This window comes from Variovorax flavidus (assembly GCF_030317145.1).
Lineage (GTDB): Bacteria > Pseudomonadota > Gammaproteobacteria > Burkholderiales > Burkholderiaceae_C > Variovorax > Variovorax flavidus.
In genome coordinates this window covers 1,456,796-1,471,518 of sequence record NZ_JASZYE010000001.1, presented here as the reverse complement: position 1 = coordinate 1,471,518, position 14,723 = coordinate 1,456,796, and the positions used below count along the sequence as shown (strand labels likewise).

Below are 14,723 nucleotides of genomic sequence, written 5' to 3'. Positions count from 1 at the left end.
GACAAGAGGTCCCCCAATGGCCACGTTCAAGAAATTCAACAAAGACAAGCGCCCGAAGCGCAATACCCAGTCGCTGCTGTTCAAGCGCAAGCGCTTCTGCCGCTTCACCGTCGCTGGCGTCGAAGAAATCGACTACAAGGACATCGACACTCTGCGCGATTTCATCAGCGAAAACGGCAAGATCATCCCCGCACGCCTGACCGGCACGCGCGCGATCTACCAGCGCCAGCTCAACACCGCGATCAAGCGTGCACGCTTCCTCGCGATGGTGCCGTACAGCGACCAACACCGCGTCTAAGGAGCAAGACACCATGCAAGTCATTCTTCTGGACAAAGTCGTCAACCTCGGCGTGCTCGGCGAGATCGTCAAGGTCAAAGACGGCTACGCACGCAATTTCCTGATTCCGTCGGGTCGCGCACGCCGCGCCACCGAAGCCAACAAGGCAGAATTCGAAGCCAAGCGCGTCGAACTCGAAAAGGCTGCGGCCGCCAAGCTGGCTGAATCGCAAGCCCAGGGCGAAAAGCTCGGCGGCACGACCGTCAAGCTGACGCAGAAGGCCGGCGTTGACGGCCGTCTGTTCGGCTCGGTCACCAACCATGACATCGCCGAAGAGCTGAACAAGCAAGGCTACAAGGTTGCCAAGTCGCAAGTGCGCATGCCCAACGGCCCGATCAAGGTCGTCGGCGACAGCACCGTCAGCGTTGCTTTGCACACCGACGTGGTGGTCGAGATCACCGTGACGGTGTACGGCGAAAGCGCCTGATCACCGAGCGCGCTTCGTGCGCGTCGAAAAAGCCGCCTTCGGGCGGCTTTTGTTTTTTCGGCCAACCGGGTTGTCCCGCGTGGTGCACCGGAAGATCACCGTTTATTCACAGCCTTGTCCACGTGACGCCGCGCGTCGCGCGGCTTAGCATGCAAGGTTGCAAGGAGCTTCATGTCCGCCGTCTTTTCCTACGCCGACAACGACCCGTCGGCCGACCGCCAGATCGCGCAACTGCGCATTCCCCCGCATTCGATCGAAGCCGAATCGAGCGTGCTCGGCGGTCTTCTGCTCGACAACGGTGCCTGGGATCGCATGGGCGACGTTGTGACGGACGGCGACTTCTATCGCCATGAGCACAAGCTGATCTACGCGGCCATCGGCACGCTGGTCAACGCCAGCAAGCCAGCGGACGTGATCACCGTGTACGAGCAGTTGCAGAACCTTGGCAAAGCCGAGGAAATCGGCGGGCTGGCGTACCTCAACTCGCTCGCGCAGTACGTGCCGAGCGCGAGCAACATCCGGCGCTACGCGGAAATCGTGCGAGAGCGCTCGATCCTGCGCAAGCTGGTGAGTGCGAGCGACGAGATCGCGACCAATGCCTTCAATACGCAGGGCAAGGCGGTCGACAAGATCCTGGACGAGGCCGAGCAGAAGATCTTCAACATCGGCGAGGAAGGCACCCGCATGAAGCAGGGCTTCCAGGGCATGGATTCCCTGGTGGTCGAACTGCTGGACCGGGTGACGGAGATGTCCGAGAACCCGAACGACATCACCGGGGTGCGCACGGGGTTCTACGAATTCGACAAGATGACTTCGGGCCTGCAGCCGGGCGACATGATCGTCCTGGCGGCACGTCCGTCCATGGGCAAGACCTCGCTGGCGATCAATATCGCCGAGCACGTCGCGCTCAACGAGGGTTTGCCGGTCGCCGTGTTCTCGATGGAAATGGGTGCTTCGCAACTTGCGGTGCGTATCGTCGGCTCGATCGGCCGCATCGACCAGGGGCATCTGCGGACCGGCAAGCTGACCGACGAGGAATGGCCGCGCCTGACCGAGGCGATCGAGAAGTTGCGCAACGTGTCGCTGCACATCGACGAGACGCCCGGCCTCACCACGAGCGAGTTGCGTGCGAATTCCCGACGCTTGGCCCGGCAGTACGGGAAGCTCGGGCTGATCGTGGTCGACTATCTCCAGCTGATGAGCACGTCGTCCAGCATGAACGACGAGAACCGCGCCACGGCCGTGGGCGAAATCTCTCGCGGCTTGAAGATGCTCGCCAAGGAACTCAAGTGCCCGGTGATTGCGCTGTCGCAGCTCAGCCGCGGCGTGGAAAGCCGCACCGACAAGCGCCCCATGATGAGCGACCTGCGCGAATCCGGCGCCATCGAGCAGGATGCCGACATCATCATGTTCATCTACCGCGACGACTACTACGACAAGAACAGCAAGGAGCCGGGCGTGGCCGAAGTGATCATCAGCAAGCACCGCAATGGCCCGACGGGAACGGTGAAGCTGGCATTCCTCAAGCCGCTCACGAAATTTGAGAACCTCGCGGGCGGCGGCGCCGATTTCTGATCTACGACTTCTGCGGTGAATCGTATTGCCGCGATTCGTCCTGCAGGCGCCGAAGCAACTCGGCCAGCGTCTTGCCGGGCTCGTCGCGAAAGCGCTCGGGCAGGACTTCGATCCGGTCGATGCGGTCGATCCTGAAGCCGCGGAAGTCCTGGCGCAGCTCGCACCAGGCGGAAAAGGTCCAGACCTTCCCCCAATAGAAGCAGCCGAGTGGCCGGACGACGCGCTGGCTCGGCGCGCCGGAGACGTCGCGATAGTCCATGCGCAGCTTCTGGCGGGATTGCACGGCTTCGCGCAAGGTCTGCAGGCGGGCGCGCGTCCCGTCGTCAAGCGCATAGGCCGGGGCGTAGAGCGCCAGGCTTTCGGCCGAGACCCGCGCCGCAGGTGACAGCACCGACAGGATCTTGCACAGCGCAGTCTCGATGTCACGCGCCATTGCGGGATCGACCCAGCTTTGCGCAAGGCGCGCCGACGCCACCAGTGCCGCCGCTTCATCCTGCGTGAACATCAGTGGCGGTACGTCGAAGCCCGCGCCGATGCGGTAGCCCACGCCGGCCTCGCCCTCGATCGGCACGCCCTGGCGCTGAAGGTCCGCCACATCGCGATACACCGTGCGATCCGACACCTCGAGGCGCTGCGCCAGGAACGTGGCGGTCGTGAGTCGTCTCCCGCGAATAAGCTGGACGATCTGGAACAGGCGGTCTGCACGGCGCATGGGCTGAGATTAGCTCCCAATGAGTTTCTTCTCGAAGTCCTCGACGAAATAACGCCGTCCGCGCTGGACGACCGTGTGACCTTCGGATTCGAGCCGTTGCATGAGTTCATCGAGGCCGCCCGGGTACTTGAGATTCAGCTCGCCGTTGACCTTCAAGGTGCGCCAATAGGGTGTGACATTCGAAAAGCCGGCTCGCCTGTCCTCTTCAGCGGCCTGGGCCGCCATGCTCGCGAAAATGGCCGTTGTCACCGTGCAGCCGATCGTGGTGCCGTGCTGGCGGGCCAGTTGCTGCCCAATGCCGAAGACCGTGACCAGGCGGCCCTCCGGTACGCGCTTCATCGCTTCGTCGACCTCGCGGGGGGAGGGCGTCACGATGGTCCCTGGTCCGTGACGCTGCTGCATGCGCTCCGGTATCGGCTTGACCTCGGGTAGCCGCGGATAGCCCGCGAGCTTTTCTCGCCAGCTCTTGCCGTTCCTCGCGTTGGCCGAACGCATGTCAGTCCAATTCGACTCCGATGTGGATGGCGACCTGCTCCGGGCCGCTGTAGGCCTCGAAATCGCTCCGATAGCGGCGCCTGATTTCAGGATGATCCTCGAAATACTGCCAGATCGCCTTCCACACGGCGAGCACCATCTGGGGCATTTCGCCTTGCCCCGTGAACACCAGGTAGTCGCCGCCCTCGATCCGGACCGCCGAGGGTCCGTCCGATACGGCGACGCCGGTCGTGATGTCGAATGCGCCTTGAGCATCCGCTTCGTAGGCGGAGTAAACGCCGAAGAGCCGCATGTCATTGATCCGGTGTGGCGTTTTCTCGTAGACACGCTCCTCGAAGAAGCGATCCCACAGCGCGCCGATCTGCGCAGCATCCGGATCACTCTCGTGGCGGTTGGTGGTTCGCGCGGTGACGCCGGCAACATTGAAGGCGTCGAGGCGTCGAAGATGGGGTTGTGATTGGGTTTGCATGTTTCACTCCATGTGAAATCAGAGGGCGAGTGCCCGGGAGTCCGCATTCATCGCATCGGCGATAGGCGGATGTCGTGCTCGTTGATTTCGAACAAACCGAACCGGAACTTGTAGCCCCAGCGCCTCGGGTCTTCGACGAAGTCGAATTGTTCGATCAGGGGAAGGATCGGTGTCTCGGCCGCGACCGCATAGCGCACGTCGCGGCGCCACGGAACGAAGCCGTTGCCCATGTCCGCTTCGTAAGGCTCGTCGCCGTGCACGACGCCGATCGAGACGAAGCTCTGAAGCTTGTCGGTGCCGCCCAGCGCGGTAGCCGGCGCGTAGTAAGCCACACGGTCGCCAGCGGCAATGCGTCTCAATGGCGCGAGCTTGCCGTGGCCGACCTGCATGAAGCCGCCCTCCGGGTTGTCACGTCCACGACGGGCATGTTCGGCGCTGGCGACTGCGATCCAATTTCTGTGGTTCATGCCCGCCATGCTGCGCGAGCCCTACTGACAACGTCCTGTCAGCAGCCTTCATCGGCACCCCGGAATCGCGCGCCGGTGCGCAGCACGCGCCCGCCCTCAAGCCGCCGGCAACGCGGCGTTGCCGGCTTGCTGGCGGCGCCCCCTGCAAAGGGTGGGCGGCTATACGAAGTGAGCCAACCTGGGGAGCTAAAGCACTTCGCTGGCGAAGTCCGCCAGGCGCGAGCGTTCGCCGCGCGCCAGCGTGATGTGCCCGCTGTGCGGCCAACCCTTGAACTTGTCGACCGCGAAGGTCAGGCCGGACGAGCCCTCTGTGAGGTAGGGCGTATCGATCTGCGCCAGGTTGCCCATGCAGATGATCTTGGTGCCCGGACCTGCGCGCGTGACCAGCGTCTTCATCTGCTTGGGCGTCAGGTTCTGCGCCTCGTCGATGATCACGTACTTGTTCAGGAAAGTGCGCCCGCGCATGAAGTTCATGCTCTTGATCTTGATCTTGCTGCGGATCAGCTCGTTGGTCGCCGCACGCCCCCATTCGCCTGCTCCGCCGCTGTCGCCCTTGGCAAGGAACTCGAGGTTGTCGTCGAGCGCGCCCATCCACGGGCCCATCTTTTCCTCTTCCGTTCCGGGCAGGAAGCCGATGTCCTCGCCCACACTCACGGTGGCGCGGGTCATGATGATCTCGGTGTAGCGACGGTCGTCGAGCACCTGCGTCAGTCCGGAGGCGAGCGCCATCAGCGTCTTGCCGGTGCCGGCGGTGCCGGTCAGCGTGACGAAGTCGACATCGGGGTCCATGAGCAGGTTCATCGCGAAGTTCTGCTCGCGGTTGCGGGTGTTCACGCCCCACACGGCATTCTTGACCGAGCCGTAGTCCTTCAACGTCTTGAGCACGGCCGTCTTGTCGCGGATTTCGGTCACGCGCGCGTACATGCTCGGCTCGCCGGGGGCTTCGAAGTAGACGAACTGGTTGATGTAGAGGTTGGGCACGATCGGACCGCTGATCCGGTAGAAAGTGCTGCTGCCGCTCTGCCAGCTTTCGACCGTCTTGCTCTGGCGCGTCCAGAAATCGGCGGGAAGGGCGAGCGAACCGGCGTAGAGGAGGTCGCCGTCCTCGAGCGTCTTGTCGTTCTGGTAGTCGTCGGCGGCGAGGCCCAGTGCGCGGGCCTTGACGCGCATGTTGATGTCTTTCGACACCAGCACCACCTCCTGCTTCGGGCGGCCGGGCGCGTCCTTGGCGTAGAGGTCGCGCAGCGCCTGGACGACGCCCAGGATCTGGTTGTCGGCCTTGCCCTGCGGCAGGCTGGTGGGCAGCGTGTAGTCAAGCGGCGCCGTCTGGAAGAACAGCTTGCCTCCGGCCTCGCGGTGGCCGGTGGTGTCAAGTTTCAGGCCCTTGCCGATGTCGGCGCCCTGGGCCGCCGCGAGCGCATCGAGGGTCCGGCTGGTCTGGCGGCCGTTCCGCGCGACTTCCGTCGTGCCCTTTTTATGGCCGTCGAGCTCCTCCAGCACGATCATCGGCAGGAAGATGTCATGTTCCTCGAAGCGGAACAGGCACATCGGGTCGTGCAGCAGGACGTTCGTGTCGAGGACGAAGAGCTTGGCCGGACCGTTGGATTTGTTGCGTTTGGCGCGCGGCTGGCTCTGCGGCGCCGCCACTGGAGCGCTCACACGAGTCTCGCGGCGGCTGGGCGGCGCTTCCGGCACCGCTGGCACCGGTGCTTTTGCCTTGGGTGCAACCGGTGCTTCGACGGCGCCGCCGGCTTCCGCGGCGTGGCGGTCGAACAATTCGAGTGGTCGGGTCCCGTTCGACCCGGCGTCTTCGGTTCTGCGATCAGACGAGCGTCGGCCGCTTCTTCCGTGCGAAGAACGGGCGGGCGCGTCGTGCGCGTCCGGCGAAAGCAATGCGGCGCGTTTCGTGGGGGCGGGAGGCAGGGGCATGGATCGGTTCGCTCGCAAAAAAGAAGGGGCCAGAAAGCGAAAAAGCCGCCTGAAGACCAGGGCGGCTTTGTTCGGTGGATGCGGTCGTGGAGCTCAACGGCATTGGGCCATTATGCACATCAGGTGTGTCGCATCCGGTGTTCGTTGCGCATCACCAACGCGATTGCGCAAAACCTCACACACTTCACAGTTCAAGCAGCTTTCTTGAGCGCCTTGACTGCCTTCAGGACGTCGTCCACATGGCCGGGAACCTTGAGGCCGCGCCATTCAGCCTTCAGCACGCCATCAGCGCCGATCAGGAAGGTGCTGCGCTCGATGCCCTTGACCTTCTTGCCGTACATGATCTTGTTCTTGACCACGCCGAACATGTGGCACATCTTTTCTTCGGTGTCGGCGATCAATTCGAAAGGGAGCTCGAGCTTGGCCTTGAATTCGTCGTGCGACTTCATGTTGTCGCGAGAAACGCCGAACACGGTCGCGCCGGCCTTTTCGAAGTCCTTGTAGCGGTCTCGAAACTGCATCGCTTCCGTGGTGCAACCTGGCGTGTTGTCCTTGGGGTAGAAGTACATGACCAGCACGTGGCCGAGATGCGAGGTGTTCGAAACCTTGAGACCGCCGGTAGCATTGGCGTCGAATTCGGGAATGGGTTTGTTGACAACGATCGCCATGAAACTTGTTTTCTCCGTTTGATTCCATGCCCGATCCGGTCGGGTTCATGGAGGATTGGTCGTTGCTAACTGAGGGCGGGCCGCCGGTTTGCAACCCGCGATTTTACCCCGAAATGCCTCCTACTGCCCAGCGTCCGGGCTCTCGACGAGCAGCGCGGCCACCACGTGGCGGCCTTCGCTCGCGAGGATGTTGTAGGTGCGGCAGGCCGCGGGCGTATCCATCGTCTCGACGCCGGTGCGCTGCGCCATCAGGGGCTGGAGCCAGGAAGCGTGCGGAAAACGGATGCGCGCACCGCTGCCGAAGATGATCAGTTCGGCGCCGATCGATGCGAGTTGAGCGAAGTGTTCCGCGCCGATCTCGTCGAAGCGGGAGCAATTCCACTCGAAGCGCTCGCCGCGCGAGCCGACCACCACACTGGATTCGACCCGTTCGTTGTTGATGGCGACCCAGCCTGGGCCATGTGCCGTGAGCGTCTGGACGTCGGATTTGTCGGGCTGGAGCTTCATCTGGAGGGGGTGGGATCTGTGGTCAAATTATAGGTTTTCCCCTGCGCAGACCCCCTTGGAGGGACTTTGAAACCGCTCAAGAAATCGGCCAAGCTGGCCAACGTGCTCTACGACATCCGCGGCCCGATCATGGACGCCGCGAAGCAGATGGAGGAAGAGGGCCAGAAGATCATCAAGCTCAACATCGGCAATCTCGCCCTGTTCGGCTTCGATGCACCCGAAGAGGTCCAGCAGGACATGATCCGCAACCTGCCGGCGTCGGCGGGATATTCGGATAGCAAGGGCATTTTTGCGGCGCGCAAGGCGGTGATGCACGAAACCCAGAAGCAGGGCGTCGCAGGCGTCACGCTCGACGACATCTACCTGGGCAATGGCGCCAGCGAACTGATCGCCATGGCCACCAACGCGCTGCTCAATGACGGCGACGAACTGCTGCTGCCAGCGCCCGACTACCCGCTGTGGACGGCGGTGGCGAGCCTGTCGGGCGGCAAGCCGGTGCATTACCTTTGCGACGAGGACAACGGCTGGATGCCGAACCTCGACGACATCCGCGCCAAGATCTCGCCCCGTACCAAGGGCATCGTCGTCATCAACCCCAACAATCCGACAGGCGCGCTGTATTCGGACGATCTGCTCAAGGGCATCGTTGCCATCGCGCGCGAGCACGGGCTGGTGATCTTCGCGGACGAGGTCTACGACAAGGTGCTGTACGACGGCGTCAAGCACACCGCCATCGCCAGCCTCTCGAAGGACGTCTTGACGCTCACCTTCAACTCGCTGTCGAAGAGCTATCGCTCGTGCGGCTATCGAGCCGGCTGGCTCGTCGTGTCCGGCGACAAGAAAATGGCCCGCGACTACATCGAGGGCCTGAACATGCTCTCGAACATGCGCCTGTGCGCCAACGTGCCGGGCCAGTGGGCGATCCAGACCGCGCTCGGCGGATACCAGAGCATCAACGACCTGGTGGGCCCCGGCGGTCGCTTGCGCAGGCAGCGCGACCTCGCCTACGAACTCATCACCGCGATTCCGGGCGTGACCTGCGTCAAGCCCAGTGCGGCCCTCTACATGTTCCCGAAGCTCGATCCCAAGGTCTACCCGATCGATGACGACCGGCAGTTCTTCCTTGAGTTGCTCAAGGAGACCAAGGTGATGCTGGTGCAGGGCACGGGCTTCAACTGGTCGACGCCGGACCACTTCCGCATCGTGTTCCTGCCCCATGAAGAGGACTTGCGCGAGGCGGTTTCGCGCATCGCCAGCTTCCTCGAACGCTACCGAAACCGGGTCGCCTGAAGCCCGCGCGGCGTTCAGGTCCCATTGCTCTAGAAGACGAATCGAATGAAACCCATCCAAGTTGGCCTGCTCGGCATCGGCACGGTCGGTAGTGGCACCTTCAAGGTGCTGCAGCGCAACCAGGAAGAAATCAAGCGTCGCGCTGGCCGCGGCATCGAGATCACGATGGTCGCCGACCTCGACACGGCACGCGCCAGGGAAGTCGTGGGCGACAGCGTCCAGGTCGTCAACGACGCTCGCGCCGTCATCGCCAATCCCGACATCGACATCGTGGTCGAATTGATCGGTGGCTACGGCATCGCCAAGCAACTGGTGCTCGAGGCCATCGCGGCCGGCAAGCACGTAGTCACTGCCAACAAGGCGCTGCTCGCGGTGCATGGCACCGAGATCTTTGCAGCCGCCCACGCCAAGGGCGTCATGGTGGCCTTCGAAGCCGCGGTCGCAGGCGGCATCCCGATCATCAAGGCGCTGCGAGAAGGTCTCACGGCCAACAGCATCCAGTGGATCGCGGGCATCATCAACGGCACCACCAACTTCATCTTGTCGGAGATGCGGGACAAGGGCCTGGATTTCGACACGGTGCTGAAGGAGGCGCAACGCCTGGGCTACGCCGAAGCCGACCCGACCTTCGACATCGAAGGTGTGGATGCCGCGCACAAGGTCACGCTGATGAGCGCCATTGCATTCGGTATTCCGGTGCAGTTCGACAAGGCGCACGTCGAGGGCATCACCAAGCTCGCGGCGCAGGACATCAAGTACGCCGAGCAACTGGGCTACCGCATCAAGCTCCTGGGCGTGACCAAGCGCAAGGCGCAAGGCATCGAGCTGCGCGTGCACCCTTCGCTGGTGCCTTCCAAGCGGCTGCTCGCGAACGTCGAGGGTGCCATGAACGCGGTGGTCGTCAACGGCGACGCCGTCGGCACCACGCTCTACTACGGCAAGGGTGCCGGCAGCGAGCCGACTGCCAGCGCGGTGATCGCCGACCTGGTCGACATCGCGCGCCTGCACACGGCCGACGCGGCGCACCGTGTTCCGCATCTGGCCTTCCATCCCGACGCGATGAGCGACCTGAAGATCCTGCCGATGGCCGAGGTGGTGACCAGCTACTACCTGCGCCTGCGCGTGGCCGATGAGGCCGGCGTGCTCGCCAAGGTGACGGGACTGCTCGCCAGCGCCGGCATCAGCATCGATGCCGTGCTGCAGCGCGAAGCCGACGAAGTGGGCGGCGAAGGCTCGACGCAGACCGACCTGATCATCCTCACGCACGACACGCGCGAAGGCACCCTGGACGACGCACTCGCCCAATTGCAGGCGTTGCCCACGGTGCTGGCGCCGATCGTGCGTCTTCGCAAGGAAGAGCTGTCCTGATGCGCTACCTTTCCACGCGCGGGCATCCTGACCGCCGCCGCTTCTGCGAGATCCTGCTGGAAGGCCTCGCGCCCGACGGCGGCCTCTATCTGCCCGAGCAATATCCCCAGATCGACGCTGGCACGCTGGCGAAGTGGCGCGGGCTTTCCTACGCCGAACTGGCGTTTGAGATCCTCTCGCTCTACATCGACGACATTCCGCCCGCCGATCTGAAGGCGATCTGCGCGAAGACCTACACCGCCGAGGTGTTCGGGACGACCGAGATCGTTCCGCTGCGCGAGCTGGAAGACGGTGTCTACCTCGAAGCCTTGTCCAACGGCCCGACACTGGCGTTCAAGGACATGGCGATGCAGTTGCTCGGCAACCTGTTCGAGTACGAGTTGGCCCGCCGCGGCGAGGAGCTGAACATCCTCGGCGCGACCAGCGGCGACACCGGCAGCGCCGCCGAGTACGCGATGCGCGGCAAGAAGGGCGTCCGCGTCTTCATGACCTCGCCGGACGGCCGCATGAGCCCGTTCCAGCAGGCGCAGATGTTCAGCCTCCAGGACGCGAACATCCACAACATCGCGATCGCCGGCGTGTTCGACGATTGCCAGGACATCGTGAAGGCCGTGTCGAATGATCTGGGCTTCAAGCGCAAGTACAAGATCGGCACGGTCAATTCGATCAACTGGGCACGCTTGCTGGCGCAGGTCGTCTATTACTTCGCGGGTTACTTCCAAGCCACCGGCAGCAACGACAAGCAGGTGAGCTTCACTGTGCCTTCCGGCAATTTCGGCAACGTCTGCGCCGGGCACGTGGCGCGCATGATGGGCCTGCCGATCCGCACGCTCGTGGTCGCCACCAACGAGAACGACGTTCTGGACGAGTTCTTCCGCACAGGCGTCTACCGGGTTCGCTCGGCCGCCGACACGCACGAGACGTCGAGCCCGTCGATGGATATTTCCAAGGCCAGCAATTTCGAGCGCTTCGTGTTCGACCTGGTTGGTCGTGACGCCGCGAAATCGCGCGGGCTGTTCGAGGGCGAGCTTGGCCGCGAAGGCCGCTTCGACCTGAGCAAGGACCCGGTCTTCGCTCAGGCCGCGACGCGCTTCGGCTTCGCCAGCAGCCGTAGCACGCATGCCGACCGGCTCGCCACCATCCGCGATACCGACAAGCGCTTCGCGACGCTGATCGACACCCACACCGCCGATGGCCTGAAGGCCGCGCGCGAGCACCTCGTGCCCGACGTGCCCATGATCGTTCTGGAAACCGCGCTGCCCATCAAGTTCGCCGAAACGATCGTCGAAGCGCTGGGCCACGAGCCGGAGCGCCCCGCGCGCTTCGAGGGCATCGAAGCACTCCCCAAGCGCGTCGTCAAGCTGCCGGCCGATGCCGAGGCGGTCAAGGCCTACATTGCGCAGCACTGCGACTGATGCGGTAGGCGACGCATGAAAGTCATCGGCTTCGCCGGTTACTCAGGCGCGGGAAAAACGACGCTGGTCGAGCGTCTGATTCCTGCGCTCAAGCTCCATGGACTGCGTGTCTCGGTGGTCAAGCATGCGCACCACAAGTTCGACATCGACCATCCCGGCAAGGACACCTACCGCCATCGCGAGGCAGGTGCCTTCGAGGTGGTGGTCGCATCGGACAAGCGCCTCGCGCTGATTCGCGAGTTCGAGCAGCCGACGCACCTCGATGTGCACCAGCTCGTTGCCGAACTCGATGCCGGCGTCGACTGGGTGCTGGTCGAGGGCTTCAAGCACAGCGATCTGCGCAAGATCGAGATCTGGCGATCGACGGAGGAAGGCGAGGCGCCCCGGCCCGCGCGCTATGTCGACGACGAGTTCATCGACGCCATCGCGACGGACGATCCGCAGAGCCTGCCGTTGCCGACCGACCGGCCGATCTTTGACCTCGACGACATTGATGGCATCGTCGCCTGGCTGCTGTTGAATGCCGAACGATTCGACTACAAGGTGAAGCACCATGGCTAGCACTTCCCCGCGTCCCCCGCTGATGGCCCTCGACGAGGCCCTGTCCCGATTGCTCGCCGCCGCGACGCCGAATGTCGGGATCGAAAGCGTGTCGACCTTCGAGGCCGACGGGCGGGTGCTGGCCCAGGATGTGGTCTCGGCGCTGACCGTACCGCCCCGCGACAACAGTTCGATGGACGGCTATGCCGTGCGGGTGGCCGACTGCACGGCGCCCGGCGCCGTGCTCCGGGTGGCGCAGCGCATTCCGGCCGGCACGGTGGGCACGCCGCTCGCGGCCGGCACGGCGGCCCGCATCTTTACCGGCGCGCAAATCCCCGAGGGCGCCGACGCGGTCGTGATGCAGGAAGATACAAGCGCACTGCCCGAGGAAGCCAGCCTGGGCAGCGTTCGCATCGAAATCGCGCCCGCCGCGGGTCAGTGGATTCGCCGGGCCGGCGAAGACGTTGCCGCCGATGACGTCGTGCTGTCGAAAGGCGAGCGTCTTACGCCAGCCGGCCTGGGCCTGGCCGCGAGCGTCGGCCTCGCTCAGCTCCAGGTCTCGAAGCGACCTCGCGTTGCACTGCTTTCGACCGGCGACGAACTCGTGATGCCGGGCGAGGTGTCGCCGGAGGCCATGAAGCCGGGCTCGATCTACAACTCCAACCGCTTCTTCATGCGCGCGTTGCTCCAGCGGCTCGGATGCGAGGTCAACGACCTCGGCATCGTGCCGGACCGGCGCGACGCCACGATCGAGGCGCTGCGTACCGCCTCGCTGAGCAATGACCTGATCATCACCACCGGTGGTGTTTCGGTCGGCGAGGAAGACCACATCAAGGCTGCGGTCGAGCACCTGGGACAACTCGACCTGTGGTCGCTGTCGATGAAGCCCGGCAAGCCTTTCGCCTATGGCCGAATTGGCAATGCGCATCTCACCGGCTTGCCCGGGAATCCGGTGTCGAGCTTCCTCACTTTCCTGCTGCTCGTGCGGCCATTCCTGCTGACCTTGCAAGGTGCGTTGCGCGTGGTGCCTCAGGCGATCCCCATGCGCGCCGATTTCGACTGGCCGCGTGCCGATCGCCGTCGCGAGTTTCTGCGTGCGCGGCGCAATGCGGCGGGCGGACTCGATGTGTTCGCCAACCAAAGCTCCGGCGTGTTGACTTCGACGGTCTGGGGCGACGGAGTGATCGACACGCCCGCTGGCCAGCCGTTCAAGGCTGGCGATACCGTTCAGTTCATTCCGTTTGCGTTGTTGCTGGCCTGAGCATGAAGATCAACGTCCGCTATTTCGCGTCGGTGCGCGAAGCGCTTGGAACCGGCAGCGAAGCGGTGGAAACCGCTGCCGCCGATCTCGGTGCGCTGCGCGACGAATTGATCGCACGTGGCGAACCGCACGCCAGCGTGTTGGCGCGCGGGCGGGCGGTGCGCATGGCGCTCGACCAGGTGATGAGCGGCGAGGGCGCCGTGCTGCGTGATGGCAGCGAGGTCGCCTTCTTCCCACCCGTCACGGGCGGTTGAGCCCAACCTGGATTCGCAGCAAGCGCTCGCGCAGATCGTCCGAAGCGCGCGTCATCGGCGCGCGCAATTCCTCCCGCATCAAGCCCTCGCTGGCCAGAACGGCCTTCAGCGGCCCTGGATTGGCGTCCTCGAAGAGCGCTTCGATCAGCGGCAGCAAGGGTTGCCACTGCGCGCGGGCATCAGCAAGCCTGCCTTCGCGAAGCAGCCGCAGCACGCTGACGAAGCGTTCGGTCTGCAAGTGCGCACTGGCAGCGATGGCGCCGGCGCCGCCTTCGGCCAGCGTGCTGAACATCTGTGCGTCTTCGCCAGCCAGCACCTGGAGGCGCCCGTCTGCGATCAGTGCGCGGGTCTTGGTCATGTCGCCGCCGCAGTCCTTGATGCCGCGGATGCGCGGATGGCCGGCGAGCGCGAGCAGCGTCTCGCGTGCCATGGAACTGCCGGTGCGGTAGGGGATGTCGTAGATCAGCAGCGGCACCGCGCTGGCCTCGGCGAGCGCGCTGAACCAGTCGACGAGTCCCGCCTGCGACGGGCGGATGTAGCTTGGTGCAGGCACGAGCAGCCCGGTCAGTTCGAGTTCGCCCAGCCGGCGCACCCACTCCAGCGTCTTGCCGAGGTGATAGCCCGAGATGCCCATGATGCGCGGCACCGACGGCGCAGCCCTCGCGACGGTCGCGAGCACCGCCAGTTGCTCGTCCCCGTCGAGCGCGGCTGCTTCTCCCGTTGAACCGCAGACGACGAAGCCTGTGATGCCGGCAGGCGAGAGCCGCTCGACCAGCCGAGCGACTGCGGGGTGGTCAACCGCCCCGTCTCGAAACGGCGTCACGAGCGGAATCCAGAGGCCCGAGAAATCGGGGGAAGGGGAGTGTGTATCTTGCACGCGTATTTCCTTTCAGGAATCGACCGATGGAACAACCACCGTCGGATGCGCGCGCACAACCACTTTCGACCTGGGCCTTGCAGTTCCGTCGCTCATCCGACGACGGAACCGAAGCTCCGGTCAGACGAGCTT

17 protein-coding genes are annotated in these 14,723 nt (G+C 64.2%); 9 read left to right on the top strand and 8 right to left on the bottom strand.

Annotation, left to right across the window (positions count from 1 at the left end; genetic code table 11):
* Window positions 1-16 precede the first annotated feature (16 nt).
* From rpsR to dnaB, 3 genes are all read left to right on the top strand, one after another.
* The gene (gene rpsR, locus QTH90_RS07125) at window positions 17-298 is read left to right on the top strand and encodes a 30S ribosomal protein S18 (RefSeq protein ID WP_007830781.1); all 282 of its coding nucleotides are present in this window, start codon (window positions 17-19) and stop codon (window positions 296-298) included.
* A 13-nt stretch (window positions 299-311) separates the two neighbouring features.
* On the top strand, window positions 312-764 hold the full coding sequence (gene rplI, locus QTH90_RS07120) for a 50S ribosomal protein L9 (protein ID WP_286568584.1): 453 nt from the start codon (window positions 312-314) through the stop codon (window positions 762-764).
* A gap of 171 nt (window positions 765-935) precedes the next feature.
* Entirely contained in the window at window positions 936-2,339 is a 1,404-nt protein-coding gene (dnaB, locus tag QTH90_RS07115; RefSeq protein WP_286663784.1) for a replicative DNA helicase, read from the top strand.
* A 1-nt stretch (window position 2,340) separates the two neighbouring features.
* On the opposite strand, the gene QTH90_RS07110 is transcribed toward dnaB, so the two are convergent.
* From QTH90_RS07110 to QTH90_RS07080, 7 genes are all read right to left on the bottom strand, one after another.
* Window positions 2,341-3,051, bottom strand: a complete 711-nt coding sequence (locus QTH90_RS07110) for a helix-turn-helix transcriptional regulator (protein ID WP_286663783.1) — start codon at window positions 3,049-3,051, stop codon at window positions 2,341-2,343.
* 9 nt (window positions 3,052-3,060) lie between these two features.
* Window positions 3,061-3,546 carry an MGMT family protein gene (locus tag QTH90_RS07105; protein ID WP_286663782.1) on the bottom strand — a complete coding sequence of 162 codons (486 nt, stop codon included), beginning with the start codon at window positions 3,544-3,546 and terminating at the stop codon, window positions 3,061-3,063.
* A 1-nt stretch (window position 3,547) separates the two neighbouring features.
* Window positions 3,548-4,015 (bottom strand): GyrI-like domain-containing protein, encoded by a 468-nt coding sequence (locus QTH90_RS07100; RefSeq protein WP_286663781.1) that lies wholly within the window; start codon window positions 4,013-4,015, stop codon window positions 3,548-3,550.
* Between the two features lie 47 nt (window positions 4,016-4,062).
* Window positions 4,063-4,482 (bottom strand): EVE domain-containing protein, encoded by a 420-nt coding sequence (locus QTH90_RS07095; protein ID WP_286663780.1) that lies wholly within the window; start codon window positions 4,480-4,482, stop codon window positions 4,063-4,065.
* Between the two features lie 186 nt (window positions 4,483-4,668).
* Window positions 4,669-6,411, bottom strand: coding sequence for a PhoH family protein (locus tag QTH90_RS07090; RefSeq protein WP_286663779.1), 1,743 nt, complete (start codon window positions 6,409-6,411; stop codon window positions 4,669-4,671).
* A 191-nt stretch (window positions 6,412-6,602) separates the two neighbouring features.
* Window positions 6,603-7,079 (bottom strand): peroxiredoxin, encoded by a 477-nt coding sequence (locus QTH90_RS07085; RefSeq protein WP_021006537.1) that lies wholly within the window; start codon window positions 7,077-7,079, stop codon window positions 6,603-6,605.
* Between the two features lie 120 nt (window positions 7,080-7,199).
* Window positions 7,200-7,586 carry an Mth938-like domain-containing protein gene (locus QTH90_RS07080; protein WP_286663778.1) on the bottom strand — a complete coding sequence of 129 codons (387 nt, stop codon included), beginning with the start codon at window positions 7,584-7,586 and terminating at the stop codon, window positions 7,200-7,202.
* 66 nt (window positions 7,587-7,652) lie between these two features.
* Between QTH90_RS07080 and QTH90_RS07075 the strand changes: the two genes are divergently transcribed.
* The 6 genes from QTH90_RS07075 to QTH90_RS07050 are packed head-to-tail and all read left to right on the top strand — an operon-like array spanning window position 7,653 to window position 13,714.
* Complete coding sequence (locus QTH90_RS07075; RefSeq protein ID WP_286663777.1) at window positions 7,653-8,876, top strand: pyridoxal phosphate-dependent aminotransferase; 1,224 nt, start codon at window positions 7,653-7,655, stop codon at window positions 8,874-8,876.
* Window positions 8,877-8,921: 45 nt separating this feature from the next.
* Complete coding sequence (locus tag QTH90_RS07070; protein ID WP_286663776.1) at window positions 8,922-10,244, top strand: homoserine dehydrogenase; 1,323 nt, start codon at window positions 8,922-8,924, stop codon at window positions 10,242-10,244.
* Complete coding sequence (thrC, locus tag QTH90_RS07065; RefSeq protein ID WP_286663775.1) at window positions 10,244-11,659, top strand: threonine synthase; 1,416 nt, start codon at window positions 10,244-10,246, stop codon at window positions 11,657-11,659. Before QTH90_RS07070 ends, thrC begins: the two co-directional genes overlap by 1 nt.
* 15 nt (window positions 11,660-11,674) lie before the next feature.
* Window positions 11,675-12,220 carry a molybdopterin-guanine dinucleotide biosynthesis protein B gene (mobB, locus tag QTH90_RS07060; RefSeq protein ID WP_286663774.1) on the top strand — a complete coding sequence of 182 codons (546 nt, stop codon included), beginning with the start codon at window positions 11,675-11,677 and terminating at the stop codon, window positions 12,218-12,220.
* A complete protein-coding gene (locus QTH90_RS07055) occupies window positions 12,213-13,460 on the top strand; it encodes a molybdopterin molybdotransferase MoeA (protein WP_286663773.1) in 1,248 nt (415 codons plus the stop codon). Before mobB ends, QTH90_RS07055 begins: the two co-directional genes overlap by 8 nt.
* 2 nt (window positions 13,461-13,462) lie before the next feature.
* Window positions 13,463-13,714, top strand: a complete 252-nt coding sequence (locus QTH90_RS07050; protein ID WP_286663772.1) for a MoaD/ThiS family protein — start codon at window positions 13,463-13,465, stop codon at window positions 13,712-13,714.
* Here the strand turns inward: QTH90_RS07050 and dapA are convergent.
* Window positions 13,701-14,597, bottom strand: coding sequence for a 4-hydroxy-tetrahydrodipicolinate synthase (gene dapA, locus QTH90_RS07045; protein ID WP_444814709.1), 897 nt, complete (start codon window positions 14,595-14,597; stop codon window positions 13,701-13,703). The genes QTH90_RS07050 and dapA overlap by 14 nt on opposite strands.
* Between the last annotated feature and the right edge of the window lie 126 nt (window positions 14,598-14,723).

Bases quoted from the DNA above. Each gene is read 5' to 3' on its own strand.
- rpsR (WP_007830781.1), top strand. From the start codon at position 17: ATGGCCACGTTCAAGAAATTCAACAAAGACAAGCGCCCGAAGCGCAAT.
- rplI (WP_286568584.1), top strand. From the start codon at position 312: ATGCAAGTCATTCTTCTGGACAAAGTCGTCAACCTCGGCGTGCTCGGC.
- dnaB (WP_286663784.1), top strand. From the start codon at position 936: ATGTCCGCCGTCTTTTCCTACGCCGACAACGACCCGTCGGCCGACCGC.
- QTH90_RS07110 (WP_286663783.1), bottom strand. From the start codon at position 3,051: ATGCGCCGTGCAGACCGCCTGTTCCAGATCGTCCAGCTTATTCGCGGG.
- QTH90_RS07105 (WP_286663782.1), bottom strand. From the start codon at position 3,546: ATGCGTTCGGCCAACGCGAGGAACGGCAAGAGCTGGCGAGAAAAGCTC.
- QTH90_RS07100 (WP_286663781.1), bottom strand. From the start codon at position 4,015: ATGCAAACCCAATCACAACCCCATCTTCGACGCCTCGACGCCTTCAAT.
- QTH90_RS07095 (WP_286663780.1), bottom strand. From the start codon at position 4,482: ATGAACCACAGAAATTGGATCGCAGTCGCCAGCGCCGAACATGCCCGT.
- QTH90_RS07090 (WP_286663779.1), bottom strand. From the start codon at position 6,411: ATGCCCCTGCCTCCCGCCCCCACGAAACGCGCCGCATTGCTTTCGCCG.
- QTH90_RS07085 (WP_021006537.1), bottom strand. From the start codon at position 7,079: ATGGCGATCGTTGTCAACAAACCCATTCCCGAATTCGACGCCAATGCT.
- QTH90_RS07080 (WP_286663778.1), bottom strand. From the start codon at position 7,586: ATGAAGCTCCAGCCCGACAAATCCGACGTCCAGACGCTCACGGCACAT.
- QTH90_RS07070 (WP_286663776.1), top strand. From the start codon at position 8,922: ATGAAACCCATCCAAGTTGGCCTGCTCGGCATCGGCACGGTCGGTAGT.
- thrC (WP_286663775.1), top strand. From the start codon at position 10,244: ATGCGCTACCTTTCCACGCGCGGGCATCCTGACCGCCGCCGCTTCTGC.
- mobB (WP_286663774.1), top strand. From the start codon at position 11,675: ATGAAAGTCATCGGCTTCGCCGGTTACTCAGGCGCGGGAAAAACGACG.
- QTH90_RS07055 (WP_286663773.1), top strand. From the start codon at position 12,213: ATGGCTAGCACTTCCCCGCGTCCCCCGCTGATGGCCCTCGACGAGGCC.
- QTH90_RS07050 (WP_286663772.1), top strand. From the start codon at position 13,463: ATGAAGATCAACGTCCGCTATTTCGCGTCGGTGCGCGAAGCGCTTGGA.